Origin of the sequence: Pseudomonas sp. Z4-7, from assembly GCF_051131965.1 — a bacterium.
In the GTDB taxonomy this organism is placed as follows: Bacteria; Pseudomonadota; Gammaproteobacteria; order Pseudomonadales; family Pseudomonadaceae; genus Aquipseudomonas.
The window spans coordinates 2,201,489-2,222,622 of the sequence record NZ_CP071642.1 but is presented as its reverse complement, the minus strand read 5'-3'; the positions used below and the strand labels follow the sequence as shown (position 1 = coordinate 2,222,622).

At 61.3% G+C, this 21,134-nt stretch carries 23 protein-coding genes; 13 read left to right on the top strand and 10 right to left on the bottom strand.

Translation table 11 applies throughout. The features are described 5' to 3' along the window. Nucleotides 1-9 precede the first annotated feature (9 nt). A complete protein-coding gene (locus J3P91_RS10055; protein ID WP_434603757.1) occupies nucleotides 10-441 on the top strand; it encodes a GNAT family N-acetyltransferase in 432 nt (143 codons plus the stop codon). Nucleotides 442-569: 128 nt separating this feature from the next. On the opposite strand, the gene J3P91_RS10050 is transcribed toward J3P91_RS10055, so the two are convergent. After that, the gene (locus J3P91_RS10050) at nucleotides 570-920 is read right to left on the bottom strand and encodes a hypothetical protein (protein WP_434603754.1); all 351 of its coding nucleotides are present in this window, start codon (nucleotides 918-920) and stop codon (nucleotides 570-572) included. Nucleotides 921-1,053: 133 nt separating this feature from the next. Here J3P91_RS10050 and J3P91_RS10045 point away from each other — a divergent pair, with 133 nt between their 5' ends. The 7 genes from J3P91_RS10045 to J3P91_RS10015 all read left to right on the top strand — a co-directional run bounded on the left by J3P91_RS10045 (nucleotide 1,054) and on the right by J3P91_RS10015 (nucleotide 5,074). Next, nucleotides 1,054-1,383, top strand: a complete 330-nt coding sequence (locus tag J3P91_RS10045) for a DUF6388 family protein (protein ID WP_434569001.1) — start codon at nucleotides 1,054-1,056, stop codon at nucleotides 1,381-1,383. Between the two features lie 219 nt (nucleotides 1,384-1,602). Continuing rightward, complete coding sequence (tusD, locus tag J3P91_RS10040; protein WP_434603751.1) at nucleotides 1,603-1,995, top strand: sulfurtransferase complex subunit TusD; 393 nt, start codon at nucleotides 1,603-1,605, stop codon at nucleotides 1,993-1,995. Further along, entirely contained in the window at nucleotides 1,995-2,357 is a 363-nt protein-coding gene (gene tusC, locus J3P91_RS10035) for a sulfurtransferase complex subunit TusC (protein WP_434569003.1), read from the top strand. The genes tusD and tusC overlap by 1 nt, the downstream gene beginning before the upstream one ends. Then, nucleotides 2,357-2,650, top strand: a complete 294-nt coding sequence (tusB, locus tag J3P91_RS10030) for a sulfurtransferase complex subunit TusB (protein WP_434603748.1) — start codon at nucleotides 2,357-2,359, stop codon at nucleotides 2,648-2,650. The genes tusC and tusB overlap by 1 nt, the downstream gene beginning before the upstream one ends. Continuing rightward, on the top strand, nucleotides 2,647-2,982 hold the full coding sequence (locus J3P91_RS10025; protein WP_305495521.1) for a TusE/DsrC/DsvC family sulfur relay protein: 336 nt from the start codon (nucleotides 2,647-2,649) through the stop codon (nucleotides 2,980-2,982). The genes tusB and J3P91_RS10025 overlap by 4 nt, the downstream gene beginning before the upstream one ends. After that, nucleotides 2,979-3,980 (top strand): glycosyl transferase family protein, encoded by a 1,002-nt coding sequence (locus J3P91_RS10020; protein ID WP_434603745.1) that lies wholly within the window; start codon nucleotides 2,979-2,981, stop codon nucleotides 3,978-3,980. The genes J3P91_RS10025 and J3P91_RS10020 overlap by 4 nt, the downstream gene beginning before the upstream one ends. Before the next feature lie 89 nt (nucleotides 3,981-4,069). Then, the gene (locus J3P91_RS10015; protein ID WP_434603742.1) at nucleotides 4,070-5,074 is read left to right on the top strand and encodes a glutathione S-transferase family protein; all 1,005 of its coding nucleotides are present in this window, start codon (nucleotides 4,070-4,072) and stop codon (nucleotides 5,072-5,074) included. 132 nt (nucleotides 5,075-5,206) lie between these two features. Here the strand turns inward: J3P91_RS10015 and cysG are convergent, their stop codons facing one another. The 6 genes from cysG to J3P91_RS09985 all read right to left on the bottom strand — a co-directional run bounded on the left by cysG (nucleotide 5,207) and on the right by J3P91_RS09985 (nucleotide 12,829). Then, nucleotides 5,207-6,601, bottom strand: coding sequence for a siroheme synthase CysG (cysG, locus tag J3P91_RS10010; protein WP_434603739.1), 1,395 nt, complete (start codon nucleotides 6,599-6,601; stop codon nucleotides 5,207-5,209). After that, nucleotides 6,602-7,882 carry a serine--tRNA ligase gene (gene serS, locus J3P91_RS10005; protein ID WP_434569008.1) on the bottom strand — a complete coding sequence of 427 codons (1,281 nt, stop codon included), beginning with the start codon at nucleotides 7,880-7,882 and terminating at the stop codon, nucleotides 6,602-6,604. Nucleotides 7,883-7,897: 15 nt separating this feature from the next. Then, nucleotides 7,898-8,272 (bottom strand): fluoride efflux transporter CrcB, encoded by a 375-nt coding sequence (crcB, locus tag J3P91_RS10000; RefSeq protein WP_207961507.1) that lies wholly within the window; start codon nucleotides 8,270-8,272, stop codon nucleotides 7,898-7,900. Continuing rightward, nucleotides 8,269-9,594, bottom strand: a complete 1,326-nt coding sequence (locus J3P91_RS09995) for a replication-associated recombination protein A (protein WP_434603736.1) — start codon at nucleotides 9,592-9,594, stop codon at nucleotides 8,269-8,271. The genes crcB and J3P91_RS09995 overlap by 4 nt, the downstream gene beginning before the upstream one ends. Nucleotides 9,595-9,742: 148 nt before the next feature. Further along, nucleotides 9,743-10,366: an outer membrane lipoprotein chaperone LolA gene (lolA, locus tag J3P91_RS09990; protein WP_186710180.1), complete on the bottom strand. Its 624-nt coding sequence runs from the start codon at nucleotides 10,364-10,366 to the stop codon at nucleotides 9,743-9,745. Nucleotides 10,367-10,423: 57 nt separating this feature from the next. Further along, on the bottom strand, nucleotides 10,424-12,829 hold the full coding sequence (locus J3P91_RS09985) for a DNA translocase FtsK (protein ID WP_434603733.1): 2,406 nt from the start codon (nucleotides 12,827-12,829) through the stop codon (nucleotides 10,424-10,426). Between the two features lie 335 nt (nucleotides 12,830-13,164). Here J3P91_RS09985 and trxB point away from each other — a divergent pair, with 335 nt between their 5' ends. The 4 genes from trxB to infA all read left to right on the top strand — a co-directional run bounded on the left by trxB (nucleotide 13,165) and on the right by infA (nucleotide 16,013). Further along, a complete protein-coding gene (gene trxB, locus J3P91_RS09980; protein WP_434603730.1) occupies nucleotides 13,165-14,124 on the top strand; it encodes a thioredoxin-disulfide reductase in 960 nt (319 codons plus the stop codon). 67 nt (nucleotides 14,125-14,191) lie between these two features. Next, nucleotides 14,192-14,872, top strand: a complete 681-nt coding sequence (aat, locus tag J3P91_RS09975) for a leucyl/phenylalanyl-tRNA--protein transferase (protein ID WP_434603728.1) — start codon at nucleotides 14,192-14,194, stop codon at nucleotides 14,870-14,872. A gap of 57 nt (nucleotides 14,873-14,929) precedes the next feature. Further along, on the top strand, nucleotides 14,930-15,637 hold the full coding sequence (locus J3P91_RS09970) for an arginyltransferase (protein ID WP_434569013.1): 708 nt from the start codon (nucleotides 14,930-14,932) through the stop codon (nucleotides 15,635-15,637). Between the two features lie 157 nt (nucleotides 15,638-15,794). Beyond that, on the top strand, nucleotides 15,795-16,013 hold the full coding sequence (gene infA / locus J3P91_RS09965; protein WP_002553999.1) for a translation initiation factor IF-1: 219 nt from the start codon (nucleotides 15,795-15,797) through the stop codon (nucleotides 16,011-16,013). 231 nt (nucleotides 16,014-16,244) lie between these two features. Here the strand turns inward: infA and clpA are convergent, their stop codons facing one another. Together clpA and clpS are read right to left on the bottom strand one after the other, a co-directional pair. After that, entirely contained in the window at nucleotides 16,245-18,515 is a 2,271-nt protein-coding gene (gene clpA, locus J3P91_RS09960; protein WP_434603725.1) for an ATP-dependent Clp protease ATP-binding subunit ClpA, read from the bottom strand. Between the two features lie 29 nt (nucleotides 18,516-18,544). Further along, entirely contained in the window at nucleotides 18,545-18,907 is a 363-nt protein-coding gene (clpS, locus tag J3P91_RS09955) for an ATP-dependent Clp protease adapter ClpS (protein WP_305495541.1), read from the bottom strand. A 224-nt stretch (nucleotides 18,908-19,131) separates the two neighbouring features. On the opposite strand from clpS, the gene J3P91_RS09950 reads away from it, so the two are divergent. After that, entirely contained in the window at nucleotides 19,132-19,431 is a 300-nt protein-coding gene (locus J3P91_RS09950) for a cold shock domain-containing protein (RefSeq protein WP_434603722.1), read from the top strand. A gap of 76 nt (nucleotides 19,432-19,507) precedes the next feature. Here the strand turns inward: J3P91_RS09950 and icd are convergent, their stop codons facing one another. Then, complete coding sequence (gene icd, locus J3P91_RS09945; RefSeq protein WP_305495545.1) at nucleotides 19,508-20,764, bottom strand: NADP-dependent isocitrate dehydrogenase; 1,257 nt, start codon at nucleotides 20,762-20,764, stop codon at nucleotides 19,508-19,510. Between the last annotated feature and the right edge of the window lie 370 nt (nucleotides 20,765-21,134).

Below are 21,134 nucleotides of genomic sequence, written 5' to 3'. Positions count from 1 at the left end.
ACATCGCCGATGACGCTGCGAATCGAACGCACGGACGCTCCAACCGATGAACAACGCCAGGCCATCCTCGCGCCACTACGCGCCTATAACACGGCTCAGACCGGTGGAAGCGCGCCGGAACCGGTCGCCTGGCTGGTGCGCGACGAGCACGGCGAAATCGTCGGCGGACTCTACGGCCGAGTATTTTTTCGTTGGCTCTATATCGAACTGCTGGTAGTGCCTGAACAGGCCCGGGGCCAAGGCACGGGTTCGCAACTGATGCGGATGGCCGAACAGCTGGCCAGGGAGAAGGATTGCGTAGGTATCTGGCTCGACACCTTCGACTTCCAGGCCCCGGACTTCTACCGCCGGCATGGCTTTACCGAGTGCGGGCAGATCGACGACTACCCGCCGGGGCATCAGCGTTTCTTTTTCCAGAAACGCCTGCCGAACGCTGACTGACCACCATAACCTGTGGGACATCCTTGTGGGAGCGAGCCTGCTCGCGAAAGCGGTGGGTCAGTCGGCTGCTATGCAAGAAGATAAACCGCCTTCGCGAGCAGGCTCGCTCCCACACCAGGATCAGGTGTTCAGAGGCAAGTCGCCAACGCCGCCAACCGGCGCTTGGCGACAAAATCATCCTGCTTGGCGTAATACTTCAACACCGTGCCGGTGGCACTGGCTTGTATATCGACAAACGATTCGGCCGAGCGGGTGTACACCGTCGAGCCACCCTGCTTGCCGGGTTGCAGGTAGGCACCGGCATCGACGCCGAACACCGCTTCGTCTTCCCAGGCGAACTTCACGCATTGGGCGACATTCTGCTCCGGCTTGTCCGAGGCCAGGGTCTTGTAGGGAGCTTGGGTCCGGGCCTGTTCCATCGCCGAACCCGCGCAGCCGGCCAGCAGGGTTGCGGCCACGGCCACCATCAGCATTCGCATCGTGTTCACTCATCGAGAAAAAAACCGACTTTAGCACTGCGATCCGCGCCTACGTGCGGCTTTACTGAAATTTGCCCGCGACAATGGCTATCGATTCACGCAACCTGTCGGGACATTGACTCAAGGAGCAACCATGGCGGCAACCGGACAGCAGCACGAACGAGCCCTGGAGATCTTTCTCGACGAACGCCCGCAGTTGCGTGTCGAGCTGGACAACCTCAACCCCCTGCTGGCCCAGGCCAAGGGCGAAACCGCTGCGCAGTATCGCGCCGAGCGCTTGCATGAGGCGTTCGAAGCCGAGGCCGAGCGCCTGGGTCTGTTTGCCTGGGAGCTGACGCTGTCGCTGACGGCGGCCTCCGCCGAGGACTACCAGGCCCAGCGCATGGAAGTGCACAGGGAAGTCGCGGAGATGGCGGGAATGGAATGGGCTGAGTACTGCCAGTTACATGGTCTCATGGACTGAAGTGAACCCCGTGGCGAGGGAGCTTGCTCCCGCTGGCCTGCGCAGCAGGCCCAAAAAGGCGACTCAACTCACCTGACACACCGAGCAGCACGATCCAGGGGCCGCTTCGCAGCCCAGCGGGAGCAAGCTCCCTCGCCACGAAAGCTCCAGCCGTTCCGAGAATCGCCCCGACGCCCATAAAGCTTTATCATGGCCGCAGTTTTACGGATCGGGTCTGTCATGAAGTTCGCCATCGCGCTGTTTTCCGCCGCCCATGCGCCCTCCTCGCGCCGCGCCCTGCTGTTTGCGCAAGCCGCGCTGGCCGGTGGGCATGAGATCGTGCGGCTGTTTTTCTACCAGGACGGCGTCTACAACGCCGATAACAGCATCGTCACGCCTCAGGATGAGCAGGATCTGCCCCGGCAATGGCGAACCTTCGTCAGCGACCACCAGCTCGACGGCGTCGTCTGCATCGCGGCGGCGTTGCGCCGTGGTGTGCTCAACGCCGAAGAGGCCCAGCGCTATCAGCGTTCGGCAATCAGCGTCGAAGCGCCTTGGGCCCTTTCCGGACTGGGTCAGCTGCACGATGCGATCCAGGACGCCGACCGCTTGATCTGTTTTGGAGGCGCATGATGGCCAAGTCGTTATTGCTCATCAGCCGTCAGTCTCCGTGGTCTGGCCCCGGAGCCCGGGAAGCGTTGGACATCGTGCTGGCCGGCGGTGCGTTCGACCTGCCCATTGGCCTGCTGTTTCTCGATGACGGCGTGTTCCAGCTCAGCGCCGGGCAAAACGCCAAGGCCCTCCAGCAAAAAGACCTGAGCGCCAATTTGCAGGCATTGCCGATGTTCGGGGTCGAAGACCTGTTTGTCTGCGCCGACAGCGCCGCCGAGCGTGGCATCGCCACCGATGCCCTGGCACTGGACGCTTTGAAAGTGCTGGGCGCAGCGGACATCGCCGCGCTCATTGACCGTTACGACCAGGTGATCACCCTCTGATGTCGACTTTGCATGTGTTGTCCCACTCGCCGTTCGGTGATAACCGCCTCGCCCGTTGCCTGCGGATACTGGGGAGCCAGGATGCGCTGCTGCTGTGCGGCGACGCGACTTACGCGCTGCAACCTGGCACCGAACCGTTCGCTGCACTCCAGGCCGCCGCTCGCAAGGTGTTCGTCCTTGCCGAAGACGCCCAGGGCCGTGCCCTGGACATTCCGGACTGGGCCGAAGCCATCGATTATCCGGCCTTCGTCGAGCTTTCAATCGAGCATGACAAGGTCAACTCCTGGCTATGAACGTGCTGACCGTGGGCGCGCGCAGCATCGCGCTGGACAAGGACGGCTACCTGGCCGATCTCAATGACTGGTCAACGGAAGTGGCCACAGCCCTGGCCGCCGCCGAAGACATCGAGCTGAGCCCCGAGCACTGGGAAATCCTCGAACTGCTCCGGGCCTTCCACGATGAATTCCAGCTGTCCCCCGCCACTCGGCCGCTGATCAAGTACACCGCGCTGAAACTCGGCGCGGACAAGGGCAACAGCCTGCACCTGAACCGATTGTTCAAAGGCACTCCCGCCAAACTCGCCGCCAAGCTGGCGGGCCTGCCCAAACCGACGAATTGCTTATGACCGACTTTCCTTCGCTGACCCTCGAGACCCCGGCCGAACATCCGTTCGCCCAATTCGTGCGCATCCTTGGCAAAGGCAAGCGTGGCGCCCGCAACCTCACCCGTGAAGAAGCCCGCGAGGCCATGGGCATGGTGCTTGATGAGCAGGTCGAAGAGACCCAGCTCGGCGCCTTCCTGATGCTGTTGCGGCACAAGGAAGAAAGCGCCGAGGAAATGGCCGGCTTCACCGACGCCCTGCGTCAACGCCTGGTGGTTCCACAACTGGCGGTAGACCTCGACTGGCCGACCTACGCCGGGAAGAAGCGCCACCTGCCGTGGTATCTGCTGGCGGCCAAATGCCTGGGACAGAACGGCGTGCGGATCTTCATGCACGGCGGCGGTGCCCACACGGCGGGTCGGCTCTACACCGAACAGTTGCTGGGTTTGTTGGATGTTCCCTTGTGCCGCGACTGGCAACAGGTCGGCACGGCGCTGGACACCGGCGGCCTGGCCTTCATGCCGCTGGTGGACTGGGCGCCGCAGATGCAACGGATGATCGACCTGCGCAACACTCTCGGCCTGCGCTCGCCGATCCATTCCCTGGCGCGGATCCTCAACCCACTGGGCGCGCGTTGCGGTCTGCAAAGCATCTTCCATCCTGGCTACCAGGCCGTGCATCGCGAGGCCAGCGGGTTGCTGGGCGACACCGCCATCGTGATCAAGGGCGACGGCGGCGAGATCGAAATCAATCCGGACGCCGACAGCCATCTGTACGGCACCACCGGTGGCGCCAGTTGGGACGAAGAATGGCCACGCCTGTCGGAGCAGCGCCACGTCAAGCCGGAGCGCCTCGACCCTGAGCATATGAAAGCCGTCTGGCGCGGCGACGTCGAGGACAGCTACCCGCAACTGGCGTTGATCGCCACGATGGCTTTGGCCTTGCGCGGCCTGGGTTTGTCTCGCGAAGAAGCGTTCGACAAAGCCCGGCAGTATTGGGACGCGCGGAACAGATCGATTTAGTCGATCATCAGCGACCAACCTTTGCGCTTTTTGTTCGAACCTATCGGCATAGACTCTTCTCCAACGTTTACCAGGTTGAGGAGATCGAGATGGGTTTGTTGGTCGAGGGCCGCTGGCAGGACCAGTGGTATGAAAGCAGGGACGGCAGTTTCCAGCGTGAACAGGCGCAACGCCGCCACTGGATAACCGCCGACGGCAGCGCCGGTCCTTCCGGCGAGAGCGGCTTCGCCGCCGAAGCCGGTCGTTATCATCTCTATGTGTCCCTCGCCTGCCCCTGGGCCCACCGCACGCTGATCTTGCGCAAGCTCAAGGGCCTGGAAGAGCTGATCGATGTTTCAGTGGTCAGCTACCTGATGCTGGAAAACGGCTGGACCTTCGATCAGGCTCACGGCTCGACGGGCGACAAGCTCGACCACTTCGACTTCCTGCACCAGCGCTACACCGCCGATACACCGAACTACACCGGCCGTGTCACTGTGCCCGCGCTGTGGGATAAACAGCAGCAGCGCATCGTCAACAACGAGTCAGCGGAAATCATCCGCATGTTCAACAGCGCCTTCGATGGTTTGACTGGCAACGACCTGGATCTCTATCCAGAGCACCTGCGCGGCGAAATCGATGGGTTGAACGAGCGCATCTATCCGGCGGTGAACAACGGCGTCTACCGCGCCGGCTTCGCTACCACCCAGACGGCTTACGAAGAAGCCTTTGATCAGCTGTTTGCCGAGCTGGACCGCCTGGAGGCTCTGCTCGACACCCGCCGCTACCTGGCTGGCGAGTACCTGACCGAGGCCGACATCCGCTTGTTCACGACGATGATCCGTTTCGACGCGGTGTACTTCGGTCACTTCAAATGCAACCTGCGACGCATCGCCGATTATCCGAACCTGTCGAACTGGCTGCGGGAGATGTATCAGTGGCCGGGCATTGCCGAGACAGTGGATTTCACCCATATCCAGGGGCATTACTACGGCAGCCACAAGACCATCAACCCCAATGGGATCGTGCCCAAGGGGCCGAAGCAGGACTTCATGGTGGCGCATGATCGAGGGAGGTTGGGTGGGAAAGGGATCTGGCGCGGAGCGCGGGATTGATCTGGAATCTGTGTAATCGTTGAGGGCCTCTTCGCGAGCAGGCTCGCTCCCACAGTTGATCAGTGTTGAAACACAATGGTTACACTCATCCCTGTGGGAGCGAGCCTGCTCGCGAAGGGCGCGGCGCGGTCTTCAGACCTGCCCCTGAGCCCCTTCAAACCAAGCCAGCTTCTCGCGCAACTGCACCACTTCCCCGACGATCACCAGTGTCGGCGCATGCACCTCGTGCTCGGCCACCAGCCGCGGTAGGTCCGCCAAGGTACCGGTAAACACCCGCTGGTTTGAAGTCGTGCCTTGCTGGATGAGCGCCGCTGGCGTGTCCGCCGCGCGACCGTGCTTGATCAATTCGTTGCAAATCACCGGCAGCCCCACCAGGCCCATGTAGAACACCAGCGTCTGCGCTGGCGATACCAGGTCCGCCCAGGGCAGATCGCTGCTGCCGTCCTTGAGATGGCCGGTGATGAAACGCACCGACTGGGCGTAGTCGCGATGGGTCAGCGGGATCCCGGCGTAAGCCGCGCAACCACTGGCCGCCGTAATGCCAGGGACCACCTGGAACGGGATGCCATGGGCCGCCAGTTCTTCGATTTCTTCGCCGCCACGACCGAAGATGAACGGATCGCCGCCCTTCAACCGCACCACACGCTTGCCCTGCCGGGCCAGGTCGACCAATTGCTGGTTGATCTGGTCCTGGGGTACCGCGTGCTCGGACCGGCGCTTGCCGACGTAAACCCGCTCGGCGTCGCGCCGGCACAGCTCGATAATCGCCGGGGCCACCAGACGGTCGTAAAGCACCACGTCCGCCTGCTGCATCAGGCGCAACGCGCGGAAGGTCAGCAGGTCCGGGTCACCCGGCCCCGCGCCTACCAGATAGACTTCGCCCGGCGCGTTTGGCGCCTGGCCGTCGATCTTCTCGCGCAGCAGCCGCTCGGCCTCGGCGCCCTGCCCGGCCAGTTGACGGTCGGCGATCGGGCCCTGGAAAACCTCTTCCCAGAATGCCCGCCGTTGCTGCACATCGGGAAACAGTTGCTTGACCTGATTGCGAAAGCGCGCCGCCAGGCCGGCCAGTTGCCCGTAGGTCGATGGAATCCAGGTTTCCAGCTTGGCGCGGATCAGCCGTGCCAGCACCGGCGCGTCGCCGCCGCTGGACACCGCAATAACCAGCGGCGAGCGGTCGACGATCGCCGGGAAGATCACGCTGCACAGCGCGGGCGCGTCCACCACGTTGACCGGCACGCAGCGCTTATGGGCGTCGGCCGAAACCTGGGCATTGAGCGGCTCGTCGTCGGTGGCGGCAATGACCAGGCCGCAGCCGTCCATATCCGCTTCGACGTAGCCACGCAGCACGCATTCGCCGCCGCTGCCACTGACCAGTTCCCGCAACTGCGGTTCGATGTCGGGTGCGACCACCCGCAGCAGCGCACCGGCATCCGCCAGCAAGCGAGACTTGCGCAAGGCAATCTCGCCGCCGCCGACCACCAGCACGCGGCTGCCGCGCAGGTTGTGGAACAGTGGCAGATAGTCCATTTAGCCGATGACCTCAATGCCGCCCATGTACGGCTTCAGCACTTCAGGCACCCGGATCGAACCGTCGGCCTGCTGATAGTTTTCCAACACGGCGACCAGCGTACGACCCACCGCCAGGCCGGAGCCGTTGAGGGTATGGACCAGTTCCGGCTTGCCGGTTTCCGGGTTGCGGAAACGCGCCTGCATGCGGCGGGCCTGGAAGTCACCGCAGTTGGAGCACGACGAAATCTCGCGGTACTTGTCCTGGCTCGGGATCCAGACTTCCAGATCGTAAGTCTTGACCGCGCTGAAGCCCATGTCGCCGGTGCACAGCGCCAGGGTGCGATACGGCAGCTCGAGCAGTTGCAGGACCTTCTCGGCGTTGGCGGTCAGGCTTTCCAGGGCTTCCATGGATTTCGACGGCTCGACGATCTGCACCATCTCGACCTTGTCGAACTGGTGCTGGCGGATCATGCCGCGAGTGTCACGGCCCGATGCGCCGGCTTCACTGCGGAAGCACGGCGTGTGGGCGACAAACTTGATCGGCAGTTGCCTGGCATCGACGATTTCGCCGGCAACGATGTTGGTCAGCGAGACTTCGGCGGTCGGGATCAGGTACAGATCGGCTTCGCCGTCGCGAGCGATCTTGAACAGGTCTTCCTCGAACTTCGGCAACTGACCGGTGCCTTGCAGCGCCGGTGCCTGGACCAGGTATGGCGTGTAGGCCTCTTCGTAGCCGTGCTCGGTGACGTGCAGGTTGATCATGAACTGCGCCAGTGCGCGATGCAGACGGGCGATCGGCCCGCGCAGCAGGGCGAAACGCGCGCCCGACAGCTTGGCGGCGGTTTCGAAGTCCAGCCAACCGAATTTCTCGCCCAGGGCGACGTGGTCCTGCACCGGAAAATCAAAGGCTTTCGGCGTGCCCCAGCGGCGCACTTCGACGTTGCCGTCTTCGTCCTCGCCCACCGGCACCGATTCGTGGGGCAGGTTCGGGATGCCCAGCAGGATCGAATCCAGCTCGCTCTGGATCGCGTCCAGTTCGGTCTTGCCGGCACTCAACTCGCCCGCCATGCGCTCGACATCGGCCATCAGCGGCGCGATGTCTTCGCCGCGCTGCTTGGCCTGACCGATGGACTTGGAGCGCGCGTTACGTTCAGCCTGCAGGGCTTCGGTGCGGGTCTGGACGGTCTTGCGCTGTTCTTCCAGCGCTTCGATGCGCGCGACATCCAGGGCAAAGCCACGGGATGCCAGGCGGTCCGCTACGTCCTGAAGGTTGCTACGTAACAGTTTGGAATCGAGCATGTCGGTCTCTCGTTATCAAAGTTTGGTCAGGGACAGGCCGGCCCAGGTGGCGAGCAGCCCGCCGAACACGCTGATGGCCGCATAGCCCAGGGCCAGCGGCACCTGCCCGCTTTCCAGCAGGCGCACCGTATCCAGTGAAAAGGATGAAAAAGTCGTCAGGCCGCCAAGAAAGCCGACCATCAACCCCGCGCGCACCTCGATGGGCACTTCGGGACGAATCAGGAACAGGCCGTAAAGAACGCCGATCAGCAGACAGCCCACGATATTAACGGCCAGCGTCGCGGTATAGAAGTGCCGCGGCCAATTTGCACTGATCCAGTTGCCCGTGGCGAAACGCAACAACGTACCGGCAACGCCGCCGGCGGAGACTGCAAGAATCAAGGGGATCACGGTTTTCTCCGCTGCCGTGGACTCAATCGGTCCAATTGCGCCAAGTGGTTGAGCTTCTCGCCGATCTTCAGCTCCAGGCCACGGGGCACCGGCTGATAGAACCGTTGGGGGTCGAGTTCCTCGGGAAAATAGTCTTCGCCGGCGGCGTAAGCGTCAGGCTCGTCATGGGCGTAACGGTATTCCTCGCCGTAGCCCAACTGTTTCATGAGCTTGGTCGGCGCGTTGCGCAGGTGCAACGGCACTTCGAGGGAGCCGTGCTCGGCGGCGCTGCGCATCGCCGCCTTGAAGCCCATGTAGACGGCGTTGCTTTTCGGCGCGCAGGCCAGGTAGGTAATGGCCTGGGCCACGGCGAGCTCGCCTTCCGGACTGCCGAGGCGTTCCTGCACGTCCCAGGCTGCCAGGCACAGGCTCAGCGCGCGCGGATCGGCATTACCGATGTCTTCGCTGGCCATGCGTACTACACGGCGTGCGAGGTACAGCGGATCACAACCGCCATCGATCATTCGCGCAAACCAGTACAACGCGCCGTCCGGGTTGGAGCCGCGCACCGACTTGTGCAGCGCCGAAATCTGGTCGTAGAACGCCTCGCCGCCCTTGTCGAAGCGGCGCCGGGTATCGCCCAGCAGGCTTTGCAGCAGCTCGACACCGATCTCGCTGTCGTCTTCGGCCAGGTCCGAGGCGTTTTCCAGCAGGTTGAGCAGGCGCCGGCCATCGCCGTCGGCAGCGCTGAACAATATCTGGAAACCTTCGTCGCTGAGGCTCAGGTGGCGCTTGCCCAGGCCGCGCTCTTCGGTGAGCGCGCGATGCACCAGCTTGCGCATCGCCGCCTCGTCGAGGCTCTTGAGCACGTAGACCCGCGCGCGGGACAGCAAGGCGTTGTTGAGTTCGAACGAAGGGTTCTCGGTGGTGGCACCGATGAAAATCAGCGTGCCGTCTTCGACATAGGGCAAGAAGGCGTCCTGCTGCGACTTGTTGAAGCGATGCACTTCATCGACGAACAGGATGGTGCGCTTGCCGTACTGGCCGGCCTGCTGCTTGGCGATTTCCACCGCCTGGCGAATCTCCTTGACCCCGGCCAGCACGGCCGACACCGTTTCGAAATGCGCGTCCGAGACTTCCGCCAGCAACCGCGCCAGGGTGGTCTTGCCGACCCCCGGCGGGCCCCAGAAGATCATCGAATGCAGGGCGCCCTGCTCCAGGGCTTCGCGCAGGGGCTTGCCGCGGGCGAGCACATGTTCCTGGCCGACGTACTCATCCAGGTTGGTGGCCCGCAGGCGGGCGGCCAATGGCTGGGCAATCGGGGCGCTTCGAAACAGGTCCATCACTGCTTATGCAACCTCCACTGGGTCCTGTTGAACACCGCCCCCTGTGGGAGCGAGCTTGCTCGCGATAGCGGCATTACATTCAATATCAATGTTGACTGATATGACGCCATCGCGAGCAAGCTCGCTCCCACAGGGGGGCTTGCCTTTATTCCTGGATCACATCCGCACCCTTGGGGATGTCGAACTTGAACTTGGACGCGGCGATCGGCTCGTTGGCCTTGACCCCTGTGAACAGGATGTTGGTGCGCTGGCCGACACTGTCGATCAGTTGCATGTCGTTGACCAGGCCGTTGCGGAACGACAGGCGCAGGCTGTCGAACAGGCTGTCCTTGGTCTTCGGCTTGAGAGTGAAGTCAATCACGCCACCGGCCTCCTTGGAGGTGATGTCGAAGCTCTGGCTGATCTCCGAGATATCGCCGGAGAGCAGCAGCGCCGGCGTCTGGGTCAGGCGCTGGTCGAGGGTCTTGATGGTCACTTGTTCGAGGTCCGGATCCCACAGGGAGACTTTCTTGCCATCGGACACCATCAGCTGTTCGGCGGGTGCATCGGTGTGCCAGTAGAACAGGCCAGGGCGCTGCAGGGCCATGTCGCCAGCGGTTTCCTGCAACTGGGTGCCGCTGCCGTCGAGGGTCAGCTGGGAGAAACGCGCAGTCAGGGTCTGGGAGCCGCCCAGCAACTGGGTCAGGCGGGCCACATCTTTCTCGCCGGCATGGGCCGACAAGGTAGACAAAGCCAATACGGGCAACAACAGCATGCGAATCAGGCGCATGGGAGTCCTCATGAATTCGTGGGGGGCGAGCGGCGCGTCATCACGCCGCCCGGGTTGTCAGTCGCGCATCGGGCCCGGCGCCAGCACTTCGCGCGAGCCGTTGGTGTTCATGGCCGTCACGACCCCGGCCATTTCCATGGCCTCGATCATGCGTGCGGCGCGGTTGTAGCCGATCTTCAGCTTGCGCTGTACGGCGGAAATCGAGGCACGGCGACTCTCCAGGACGAACTGCACCGCTTCGTCATAAAGCGCATCGGTCTCGGCATCGTCGTCACCGCCGCCACTGCCGCCCTCGAAACCGCTGCCGGCCTCTTCGACACCGTTGAGGATGTCGTCGTTGTATTCAGGCGCGCCACGCAACTTCCAGGCTTCGACCACGCGGTGCACTTCGTCATCGGAGACGAACGCACCGTGGACACGGATCGGCAGGCTGGTGCCGGGCGGCATGTAGAGCATGTCACCGTGGCCGAGCAATTGCTCGGCGCCGCCCTGGTCGATGATGGTCCGCGAGTCGATCTTGCTCGACACCTGGAACGCCATGCGGGTCGGGATGTTGGCCTTGATCAGACCGGTGATCACGTCTACCGACGGCCGTTGGGTGGCGAGGATCAGGTGAATACCGGCCGCACGGGCTTTCTGGGCGATACGGGCGATCAGTTCTTCGACCTTCTTGCCGACGATCATCATCATGTCGGCGAATTCGTCCACCACCACCACGATGGTCGGCAGCTTGTGCAACAGCGGCGCTTCGTCGTGGATGCTTTCGCGGTGGTACAGCGGGTCGCTCAACGGCGTGCCGGCTTCCTCGGCCTCCTTGACCTTGGCGTTGAAGCCCGACAGGTTACGCACGCCCATCTTCGCCATCAGCTTGTAGCGGCGCTCCATCTCGGCAACGCTCCAGCGCAGGGCGTTGGCCGCGTCCTTCATGTCGGTGACCACCGGGCACAGCAGGTGCGGGATGCCTTCGTAGATCGACAATTCGAGCATCTTCGGGTCGATCATGATCAGCTTGGCGTCTTCCGGGCCGGACTTGAACAGGATCGACAGGATCATCGCGTTCACCCCCACCGACTTACCCGAACCGGTGGTACCGGCTACCAGCAGGTGAGGCATCTTCGCCAGGTCGGTGATGACCGGCTTGCCACCGATGTCGTGGCCCAGGGCCAGGGTGACCGGTGACTTGTGATTGTCGTACTCGGGGGTCGAGAGCACCTCGGAGAAGCGCACGATCTGGCGATCCTCGTTGGGGATCTCGATGCCCACGGTGGTCTTGCCCGGGATCACTTCCACCACCCGCACGCTGGTGACCGCCAGGGAGCGCGCCAGGTCCTTCGCGAGGTTGGCGATACGGCTGACCTTGACGCCGGCGGCCGGCTGGATTTCGTAACGGGTAATGACCGGACCCGGATGGATCGAATCCACCGACACCTCGACACCGAACTCCTTGAGCTTGATCTCCAGCAGGTGACCGACGGCCGCCAGGGATTCGGGGGAATAATTGAGTTGTTTCTTTTCGGCAGGATCGAGGATCGAGATCGGCGGCAAGGTCCCTTCCACCGCGCTGTCGACGAACAGCGGCGCCTGTTTTTCCTTCTGCACGCGCTTGCTCTGCTCCGGCGGCTTGGCCGGGGCCATGGTGATGACCGGCGGCACCTGCTTTTCGCGCTCGGACATGTGCTTGCTCAGGGCCTGCTCGCGCTCGATCAGGCGTTCCTTGACCTTGGCCTGCTCGCGTTTGTCCGGAACGGTGGGCGCCACGACGTCATGGACCCGATCATCCACTTCACGCAGTTGCGCCACCAGTTGCTTGCGTTCGTTGCGCGCCGCCCACCAGCGGTTCAGCGCACCCTGGATCAACTCGATGAGGTCGAGCGTGATCTTGCCGGTCACGTCCATGACCTTGAACCAGGACAGGTCGGTGAACACGGTCAGGCCGAAGAGGAACAGTGCGATGAACAGCAGCGTGCTGCCCTGGATATTCAGGGCATTGCGCGCCAGGTCGCCAAGGCTCTCGCCCAGCGCACCACCCGCCCCGGCCGGCAGGCCGGTGGGTGCGTGGAAATGGATATGTGCCAGAGCGGCGCCCGACAACACCAGGAACACCAGGCCAATCAGGCGCCAGGAGAACAGCCAGCCGCTCCACTGCCAGGGCTCATGGCGCTGACGGAAAATCTGATAAGTCTTGATCGCCAGCAGCAGCGGGAAAATATAGGCGAAATAGCCCAGCACCATGAACAGGATGTCAGCACTGTAGGAACCGGCCGGCCCGCCGAAATTCTGCACGTCTTCGATCTTGCTGTTGTGGCTCCAGCCCGGATCGTCCTTGCCGTAGGTCAGCAAGGCCATCATCAGGAACAGGCACAAGGCCCCAATGGCGATCAACGCACCTTCCTTGAGCCGGTAGTGCAATTGTTGGCGCCAGAGCGGAACGACTGTCTTGGGTGCTGCGGTGGATTTCTTCAAAACGCTTCTTTTCCTGCGCCAATGGCGCGTCCATCTGTTGAATGACTATAAAAACTGCCCACGTGGAGCAGGTAAAAAAAGTGAATGTGCTCAACCGGTACTACTTTTACCACTGAGGCATGTTTTACCACTGTGGCATGCGTCCGGAAAACCGCAGGTGTTGCCGAAGATTTGACCTTTTGCCCGTCCTGCGTTCAAAACTCAAGCATTGTACGGGTTTGTCTTGCCCGAGGCATTGCCCGTGCGCCCGGCGACAACCTGGCCAGAAACGGGTCATCGGGCGCCAATTTGAGCATGCATTCTCTTTTGTGACAAAGGCTTATGAGGTGTTTTTTATGAGCGAAGCGAAGCATTCACGCCTGATCATTCTCGGTTCCGGCCCTGCAGGGTACAGCGCGGCTGTCTATGCGGCCCGCGCCAACCTCAAACCCGTTGTCATTACCGGCATACAGGCCGGTGGCCAGCTCACCACCACGGTCGAAGTCGATAACTGGCCCGGCGATGTCGAAGGCCTGACCGGCCCCGTACTCATGGAGCGCATGCAGCGGCACGCCGAGCGCTTCGACACGCAGATCGTCTACGACCATATCCATACCGCCAAGTTGCAACAGCGACCGTTCGAACTGGTCGGCGACAGCGGCACCTATACCTGCGACGCATTGATCATCGCAACCGGCGCCTCGGCTCAATACCTGGGCCTGCCTTCGGAGGAAACCTTCGCCGGCAAAGGCGTGTCCGCCTGCGCGACCTGCGATGGCTTCTTTTATCGAAACCAGGTGGTGGCCGTTATCGGTGGCGGTAACACGGCGGTTGAAGAAGCCTTGTACCTGTCGAACATCGCCAGGGAAGTTCACCTGATTCACCGCCGCGACAAGCTGCGCGCGGAAAAGATATTGCAGGACAAGCTCTTCGAAAAGGCAGCCAACGGCAATATTCGCCTGCACTGGAACCAGAACCTGGATGAAGTGCTGGGTGACGCCAGCGGCGTGACCGGCGCGCGCCTGCGGCACAGCGAGACGGGCGATACCAGCACGCTATCCCTGGCCGGGGTGTTCATCGCCATCGGGCATAAACCCAACACCGATCTGTTCCAGGGCCAGTTGCAGATGCGCGACGGCTACCTGATTGTGCGCGGCGGCAGCGAAGGCAATGCCACCGCCACTGACATCGAAGGTGTTTTTGCCGCCGGCGACGTGGCTGACCACGTCTATCGCCAGGCCATCACTTCCGCTGGCGCCGGTTGCATGGCCGCGCTGGATGCAGAGAAGTATCTCGATGACATCCCGGCCGTTTGACGGTTAACCTCTAGGGCGGGCCTATGACAGGGCCCGCTCCCCTCCCCTTCTGCAAGTCCGGATAACGATGCTGACCTGGTTACAACGCAACACGTTGGATTTCCCACCGCTGGAAAAAGCCATGCGCGACCCCAATGGCTTGCTGGCCGCCGGCGGAGACCTTTGCGCCGATCGGTTGATCCAGGCCTATCGCCACGGCTGCTTTCCATGGTTCTCGGAAGGACAGCCGATCCTGTGGTGGTCACCGGACCCGCGCACCGTGCTGTTTCCCGACGAACTGCATGTTTCCCGTAGCCTGAACAAGCTGTTGCGCAAGCAGCGCTATCAAGTGACGTTCGACCGGGACTTCGCGGCGGTCATCAAGGCCTGCGCCGCACCCCGCGATTATGCCGACGGCACCTGGATCACCGACGCCATGCAGACCGCTTATCTGGAACTGCACCGGCGTGGCTTCGCCCATTCGGTGGAGGTCTGGGACCAGGACCAGTTGGTGGGCGGCTTGTATGGCCTGGCGATGGGGCAGCTGTTTTTCGGTGAGTCGATGTTCAGCCGGGCCGACAATGCGTCGAAATTCGGCTTCGCAACCCTGGTCCAACATCTCAAGGAAGCGGGTTTCGTGCTCATTGACTGCCAGATGCCCACCGAGCACCTGCACAGCCTGGGCGCCCGGTCGATTCCCCGCGCAGCGTTTGCCGATTACTTGAAGGCGCACCTGGACCAGCCCAACCAGGCCACTTGGCTTTGCTGAGCGATATTCGCGCGACTGGCTTACACTTGAATTGAAGTTTTATCCCGAGGGTTGATCATGACCGAGTTGGCGCGCTTGAAGTTCTATGCCACTCAACCTCACTCTTGCAGTTATCTGCCGGAGGAACAGGCCACGACCCTGTTCCTCGACCCGAGCCAGCCCATGGATGTGCATGTCTACGCAGACCTGTCGGAAATGGGCTTTCGGCGCAGTGGCGATCATCTTTACCGGCCCCATTGCCAGCACTGCAATGCGTGCGTTCCGGCGCGCATTCCCGTGGCGCGATTCACACCCAATCGCCAGCAAAAGCGTATTTTCAAGCGCAACGCCGACTTGCAGGTGCGCCCGGCCAAGCCGCAATTTACCGAAGAATATTTTGACCTGTACCAGCGCTATATCGAGCAACGCCACGCCGATGGCGACATGTACCCGCCCAGCCGGGATCAATTCTCGACGTTCCTGGTGCGCGACCTGCCGTTCTCGCGCTTCTACGAGTTCCGCCTCGATGACCGACTGGTCGCCATCGCCGTCACCGACCTGCTGCCCAATGGGCTTTCGGCGGTGTACACCTTCTATGAGCCCGACGAAGAAAAACGCAGCCTGGGGCGTTTTGCGATTCTCTGGCAGATCAACGAATGCCGGCGCCTGGGCCTGGATGCGGTGTACTTGGGCTACTGGATCAAGAACTGCAAAAAAATGAACTACAAGACCCAATATCGGCCCATTGAATTGCTGATCAATCAGCGGTGGGTTGTCCTGAACTAAGGGCTCGCTCGCAATGAGTGCCCCGATGCAAGTACCCGACTCGTCGAGTATCCCAAGAACCCCTTGGCTTGCCCCCCCTTTTTCGGGCACAATGCACGCCGCTTTTGCCTGGCGCAGTTGCACCGGGCCATTCACTGGATACCGAGGGCTTTACTGCATGTCGAAAGAAGACAGCTTCGAAATGGAAGGCACTGTCGTCGACACCCTGCCCAACACCATGTTTCGTGTGGAGTTGGAAAATGGGCACGTCGTAACCGCGCATATCTCCGGCAAGATGCGCAAGAACTACATTCGTATTCTTACCGGTGACAAAGTGCGCGTCGAGCTGACGCCCTATGACTTGAGCAAAGGGCGCATCACTTACCGCGCTCGCTAACAAGTCAATACAAAACGCCCGGCTCATGTCGGGCGTTTTTGTTTGCCTGGGATTTGATGGCTGCCCCGAAACACTGTGGGAGCGAGCTTGCTCGCGATAGCGGTGGGTCAGTTTGCATCGGTGTCGAATGTGCCGCAGCCATCGCGAGCAAGCTCGCTCCCACATGGGATTACGGTGTCGCATATAGCAAAAAGGCGCCTTTCGGCGCCTTTTGCTTATTGCGATTTACGATCAGGCCATTTCCGCCGTGGTTTCGAAGTCGAACGTCAGCTCGCCATCCTTGATGTCGATGTGGACCACACCGCCATGCTCGGCCAGTTCGCCAAAGAGGATTTCCTCCGCCAGTGGACGCTTGATCTTGTCCTGGATCAGGCGAGCCATTGGCCGCGCTCCCATCGTCACATCGTAGCCACCTTCGGCCAGCCAGCTGCGGGCTGCATCGGTGACTTCCAGCAACACACGCTTGTCTTCGAGCTGCGCCTGGAGTTCGGTAAGGAACTTGTCCACCACGCTCTTGATGACTTCATGACTGAGGCGACCAAACTGGATGATGGTGTCCAGGCGGTTACGGAACTCAGGCGTGAAGCTCTTCTTGATCACTTCCATCGCATCGGACGAGTGGTCCTGATGGGTGAAACCGATCGAAGCGCGCGCGGCGGTTTCAGCGCCGGCGTTGGTGGTCATGATGATGATCACGTTGCGGAAATCCGCCTTGCGCCCGTTGTTGTCGGTCAGCGTACCGTGGTCCATGACCTGCAGCAGCAGGTTGAAGACTTCCGGATGCGCCTTCTCGATTTCATCGAGCAACAGCACGCAGTGCGGCTGCTTGGTGATCGCCTCGGTCAGCAGACCGCCCTGGTCGAACCCGACATAGCCCGGAGGCGCACCAATCAGCCGCGATACGGTGTGACGCTCCATGTACTCGGACATGTCGAAGCGCACCAGCTCGATACCCATCGCCTTGGCCAACTGCCGTGCCGCCTCGGTCTTGCCGACACCGGTAGGCCCGGCGAACAGGAACGAACCGACCGGCTTGTCTGGCGACTTGAGACCTGCACGCGATAGCTTGATGGCGGTCGACAGCGAGTCGATGGCCGCATCCTGGCCGAACACCGTGAGCTTCAGGTCGCGCTCCAGGTTACGCAGCAGCTCCTTGTCGGAACTGGTGACGTGTTTTGGGGGAATCCGCGCGATCTTCGCGACGATGTCCTCGACCTGCGGCACCTCGATGCGCTTGACGCGATTCTCCACCGGTTGCAGGCGCTGATAGGCACCCGCCTCGTCGATGACATCGATGGCTTTGTCCGGCATATGCCGGTCATTGATGTAGCGCGAGGCCAGCTCGGCGGCCGCGCGCAACGCTTCGTCGCTGTATTCGATGCTGTGGTGCAGCTCGAAACGCCCTTTCAGGCCGCGCAGGATGCCGATGGTGTCTTCCACCGACGGCTCCGAGACGTCGACTTTCTGGAAACGCCGGGCCAGGGCACGGTCTTTCTCGAAAATGCCGCGGAATTCCTGGAACGTGGTCGAGCCGATGCAACGGATATCACCCGAAGACAGCAATGGCTTGAGCAGGTTCGAGGCATCCATGACGCCACCCGACGCAGCACCGGCACCGATGATGGTGTGGATCTCGTCGATGAACAGGATCGCCTGCGGCCGTTTCTTCAGCTCGCCGAGCAGCGCCTTGAAGCGTTTCTCGAAGTCGCCGCGGTATTTGGTACCGGCCAGCAAGGCACCCAGGTCGAGGGAATAGACGACACTGTTGGCCAGCAGGTCCGGCACCTGGTTATCGACGATGCGCTTGGCCAGGCCTTCGGCGATCGCGGTCTTGCCCACGCCCGCCTCGCCTACCAGCAGCGGATTGTTCTTGCGACGCCGGGCCAGGATCTGCGCCACGCGCTCGACTTCCGCCTCGCGCCCGACCAGCGGGTCGATACGGCCCTGGCGCGCCAGTTCGTTCAGGTTGCTGGCATAGGCATCCAGGGGATTGCCTGAAGAAGAAGACTCACCGCCCTCGTCGTCCTGCATATCCTGCTCACCCTCGGAATGATCGCCATGCCCGGGCACTTTGGAAATGCCATGGGCGATGTAGTTGACGACATCGATACGCGCCACGCTCTGCTGCTTGAGCAGGAAAACCGCCTGGCTTTCCTGCTCGCTGAAGATCGCGACCAGGACATTGGCGCCGGTGACTTCGCGCTTGCCCGAGCTCTGTACGTGAAAGACAGCACGCTGCAGTACACGCTGGAAGCCCAGGGTTGGCTGGGTTTCGCGATCCTCGTCATGAACGGGGATCAATGGCGTGGTGGAGTCGATGAACTCCTGCAGATCATGCTTGAGTTTATCGAGGTTTGCGCCGCAGGCACGCAAAACGGTGGCGGCAGCCTCATTATCCAATAGGGCCAGCAGCAGGTGTTCGACGGTCATGAATTCATGACGCTTCGAACGAGCCTCCTTGAAGGCAAGATTGAGGGTGACTTCGAGCTCGCGGTTTAACATAGCTTCACCTCATACCCAAGTGGTCGGCGTTAACCGTCCTTCTCGATTTCACAGAGTAGCGGATGCTGGCTTTCCCGGGCGTACTGGTTGACCTGCATGGCCTTTGTCTCGGCGATGTCGCGGGTAAACACTCCACATACTGCCCGTCCCTCTGTATGGACGGCCAGCATGACCTTGGTCGCCAGCTCGCGATTCAGGTTAAAAAACACCTCGAGCACTTCGACGACGAAATCCATCGGTGTGTAGTCATCGTTGAACAAAACCACCTTGTACATCGGTGGAGCCTGTAAAGCGGGCTTTGATTCCTGAACAGCAATACCCGCTGAATCGTCGTCATGTAGATCCGGGCGATCCTGATTGAATGTTAGTCGAATCTGGCTGATTGCATGCATGGAAAGAAAGGTTCGTTTAGTTGGCGAATACAGTGATGGGGCCGCTTGCAGGCGATTTCAACCGCTACTGCCCGATCACCTTGACTATCGGCAAATCGGTGTTACAACCAATAGAGCCCACCGTGGGTTAAAAAGGTCCGTGAAGTCAATCCGATTTCGGCGATCGACGGCGGATGATCAGGATGATACTCCCATGGCGGGGTGTGTTGCAGAGGGATATTGGTATGCCGGGTACCGGGATGACATTCAAGGGCAAGGTCAAATGGTTCAACAACTCCAAGGGCTTCGGGTTTATCAATCGCGATGGCGATCCGAATAAGGAAGACCTGTTCGCTCACTACTCGGCGATCCTGATGGACGGCTACAAGACCTTGAAGGCCGGGCAAACCGTGTCGTTCAGCATGATCCAGGGTCCCAAGGGCGTACACGCGATCGCCATCACGCCCGTCGCGCAGGACAACGCCGACGCCACGCCCGAATCCGTCAACGCCCTGGAGCACGTCATCGCCTCCGAAAAAGGCTGACACACCCGCCCCTCCTCAGGCAAAACGCCCGGATCGATCACTCGAGCCGGGCGTTTTCAGTTGCGTAACGATCCGCCTACATGTGCGAAATCAGTGCATCACCAAAGCCGGAAGACGATACCAGCTTGGCTCCGTCCATCAGGCGTTCGAAGTCATAGGTCACGGTCTTGGCCGAGATCGCGCCGTTGGTGCCCTTGATGATCAGGTCGGCCGCTTCGGTCCAGCCCATGTGACGCAGCATCATTTCCGCCGACAGGATCAGCGAACCCGGGTTGACCTGGTCCTTGCCGGCATATTTGGGCGCGGTGCCATGAGTGGCCTCGAACATCGCCACAGTGTCCGACAGGTTGGCACCCGGCGCGATACCGATACCGCCCACTTCGGCCGCCAGGGCGTCGGAGAGATAGTCGCCGTTGAGGTTCAGGGTTGCGATCACGTCGTACTCGGCCGGGCGCAGCAGGATCTGCTGGAGCATGGCGTCGGCGATGGCATCCTTGACCACGACATTCTTGCCGGTCCGCGGATTCTTGAACTGCATCCAGGGCCCGCCGTCGAGCAGGGTTGCGCCGAACTCTTCGGCCGCCACTTCGTAGGCCCATTCCTTGAAGGCACCTTCGGTGAACTTCATGATGTTGCCTTTGTGCACGATGGTCAGCGAATCGCGGTCATTGTCGACAACATATTGCAAGGCTTTGCGCGCCAGACGTTTGGTGCCCTGCTTGGAAACCGGCTTGACGCCGATACCGCAATCTTCGTCGAAGCGGATCTTGGTGACACCCATTTCCTCCTTGAGGAACTTGATGACCTTGGTGGCCTCGGCCGAACCGGCCTTCCATTCGATGCCTGCATAGATGTCTTCGGAGTTCTCGCGGAAGATTGTCATGTCGACATCGCCAGGCTTCTTCACCGGGCTTGGCACACCCTCGAACCAGCGCACCGGGCGCAGGCAGACATACAGGTCCAGCTGCTGGCGCAGCGCGACGTTCAACGAGCGGATACCGCCACCGACCGGCGTGGTCAGCGGGCCCTTGATGGAAACCACGTAGTCCTTGACCGCGTCCAGGGTTTCCTGGGGAAGCCAGGTGTCCTGGTCGTAGACCTGGGTGGCTTTTTCACCGGCATAGACTTCCATCCAGGAAATCTTGCGCTTGCCGCCATAAGCCTTCTCGACCGCGGCGTCGACAACCTTGATCATGACCGGACTGATATCAACGCCAATGCCGTCACCTTCAATGAAAGGGATGATCGGATTGTCGGGAACATTAAGAGAATGGTCTGCATTGACGGTGATTTTGTCACCGACGGCTGGAACCTGAATCTTTTGATACCCCATGCTGAACTCCATTGCTTGGATTGAACATCTGGCTGCGTTCGAGCGTACCCCAGTTGTATCGGCACGCAAACCCTACGTTCGGCCCGTCCTCGGCAAATAAACCGAGTTCGCCGCGTACAAGCCTGAAAACCAAGGGAAAAGCGCCAAACTTGAGCATAGTCCAGCCCCGCGGCCTGCGACGTTTAGACCAATGGACGTGTACGGAAGTCTATGAACCGTCGGCAGATCGCCAGCTACCTATGTATAATGCCGCCGCTGACCACAGGGTCACGATGGCTGACGGCTCTATCACGAGACTTTCCGCCAATTTGAAAGCCGGACCGTTACCGCGGCCCGACCGCTTGACGCTCGACTGATGCACCCAACATCA

Bases quoted from the DNA above. Each gene is read 5' to 3' on its own strand.
- clpS (WP_305495541.1), bottom strand. From the start codon at position 18,907: ATGCATGCAATCAGCCAGATTCGACTAACATTCAATCAGGATCGCCCG.
- trxB (WP_434603730.1), top strand. From the start codon at position 13,165: ATGAGCGAAGCGAAGCATTCACGCCTGATCATTCTCGGTTCCGGCCCT.
- icd (WP_305495545.1), bottom strand. From the start codon at position 20,764: ATGGGGTATCAAAAGATTCAGGTTCCAGCCGTCGGTGACAAAATCACC.
- serS (WP_434569008.1), bottom strand. From the start codon at position 7,882: ATGCTCGATTCCAAACTGTTACGTAGCAACCTTCAGGACGTAGCGGAC.
- J3P91_RS10045 (WP_434569001.1), top strand. From the start codon at position 1,054: ATGGCGGCAACCGGACAGCAGCACGAACGAGCCCTGGAGATCTTTCTC.
- J3P91_RS09950 (WP_434603722.1), top strand. From the start codon at position 19,132: ATGCCGGGTACCGGGATGACATTCAAGGGCAAGGTCAAATGGTTCAAC.
- tusD (WP_434603751.1), top strand. From the start codon at position 1,603: ATGAAGTTCGCCATCGCGCTGTTTTCCGCCGCCCATGCGCCCTCCTCG.
- tusC (WP_434569003.1), top strand. From the start codon at position 1,995: ATGGCCAAGTCGTTATTGCTCATCAGCCGTCAGTCTCCGTGGTCTGGC.
- J3P91_RS10015 (WP_434603742.1), top strand. From the start codon at position 4,070: ATGGGTTTGTTGGTCGAGGGCCGCTGGCAGGACCAGTGGTATGAAAGC.
- J3P91_RS10020 (WP_434603745.1), top strand. From the start codon at position 2,979: ATGACCGACTTTCCTTCGCTGACCCTCGAGACCCCGGCCGAACATCCG.
- J3P91_RS10025 (WP_305495521.1), top strand. From the start codon at position 2,647: ATGAACGTGCTGACCGTGGGCGCGCGCAGCATCGCGCTGGACAAGGAC.
- cysG (WP_434603739.1), bottom strand. From the start codon at position 6,601: ATGGACTATCTGCCACTGTTCCACAACCTGCGCGGCAGCCGCGTGCTG.
- J3P91_RS10050 (WP_434603754.1), bottom strand. From the start codon at position 920: ATGCGAATGCTGATGGTGGCCGTGGCCGCAACCCTGCTGGCCGGCTGC.
- J3P91_RS09970 (WP_434569013.1), top strand. From the start codon at position 14,930: ATGACCGAGTTGGCGCGCTTGAAGTTCTATGCCACTCAACCTCACTCT.
- lolA (WP_186710180.1), bottom strand. From the start codon at position 10,366: ATGCGCCTGATTCGCATGCTGTTGTTGCCCGTATTGGCTTTGTCTACC.
- J3P91_RS09995 (WP_434603736.1), bottom strand. From the start codon at position 9,594: ATGGACCTGTTTCGAAGCGCCCCGATTGCCCAGCCATTGGCCGCCCGC.
- infA (WP_002553999.1), top strand. From the start codon at position 15,795: ATGTCGAAAGAAGACAGCTTCGAAATGGAAGGCACTGTCGTCGACACC.
- tusB (WP_434603748.1), top strand. From the start codon at position 2,357: ATGTCGACTTTGCATGTGTTGTCCCACTCGCCGTTCGGTGATAACCGC.
- clpA (WP_434603725.1), bottom strand. From the start codon at position 18,515: ATGTTAAACCGCGAGCTCGAAGTCACCCTCAATCTTGCCTTCAAGGAG.
- aat (WP_434603728.1), top strand. From the start codon at position 14,192: ATGCTGACCTGGTTACAACGCAACACGTTGGATTTCCCACCGCTGGAA.
- J3P91_RS10055 (WP_434603757.1), top strand. From the start codon at position 10: ATGACGCTGCGAATCGAACGCACGGACGCTCCAACCGATGAACAACGC.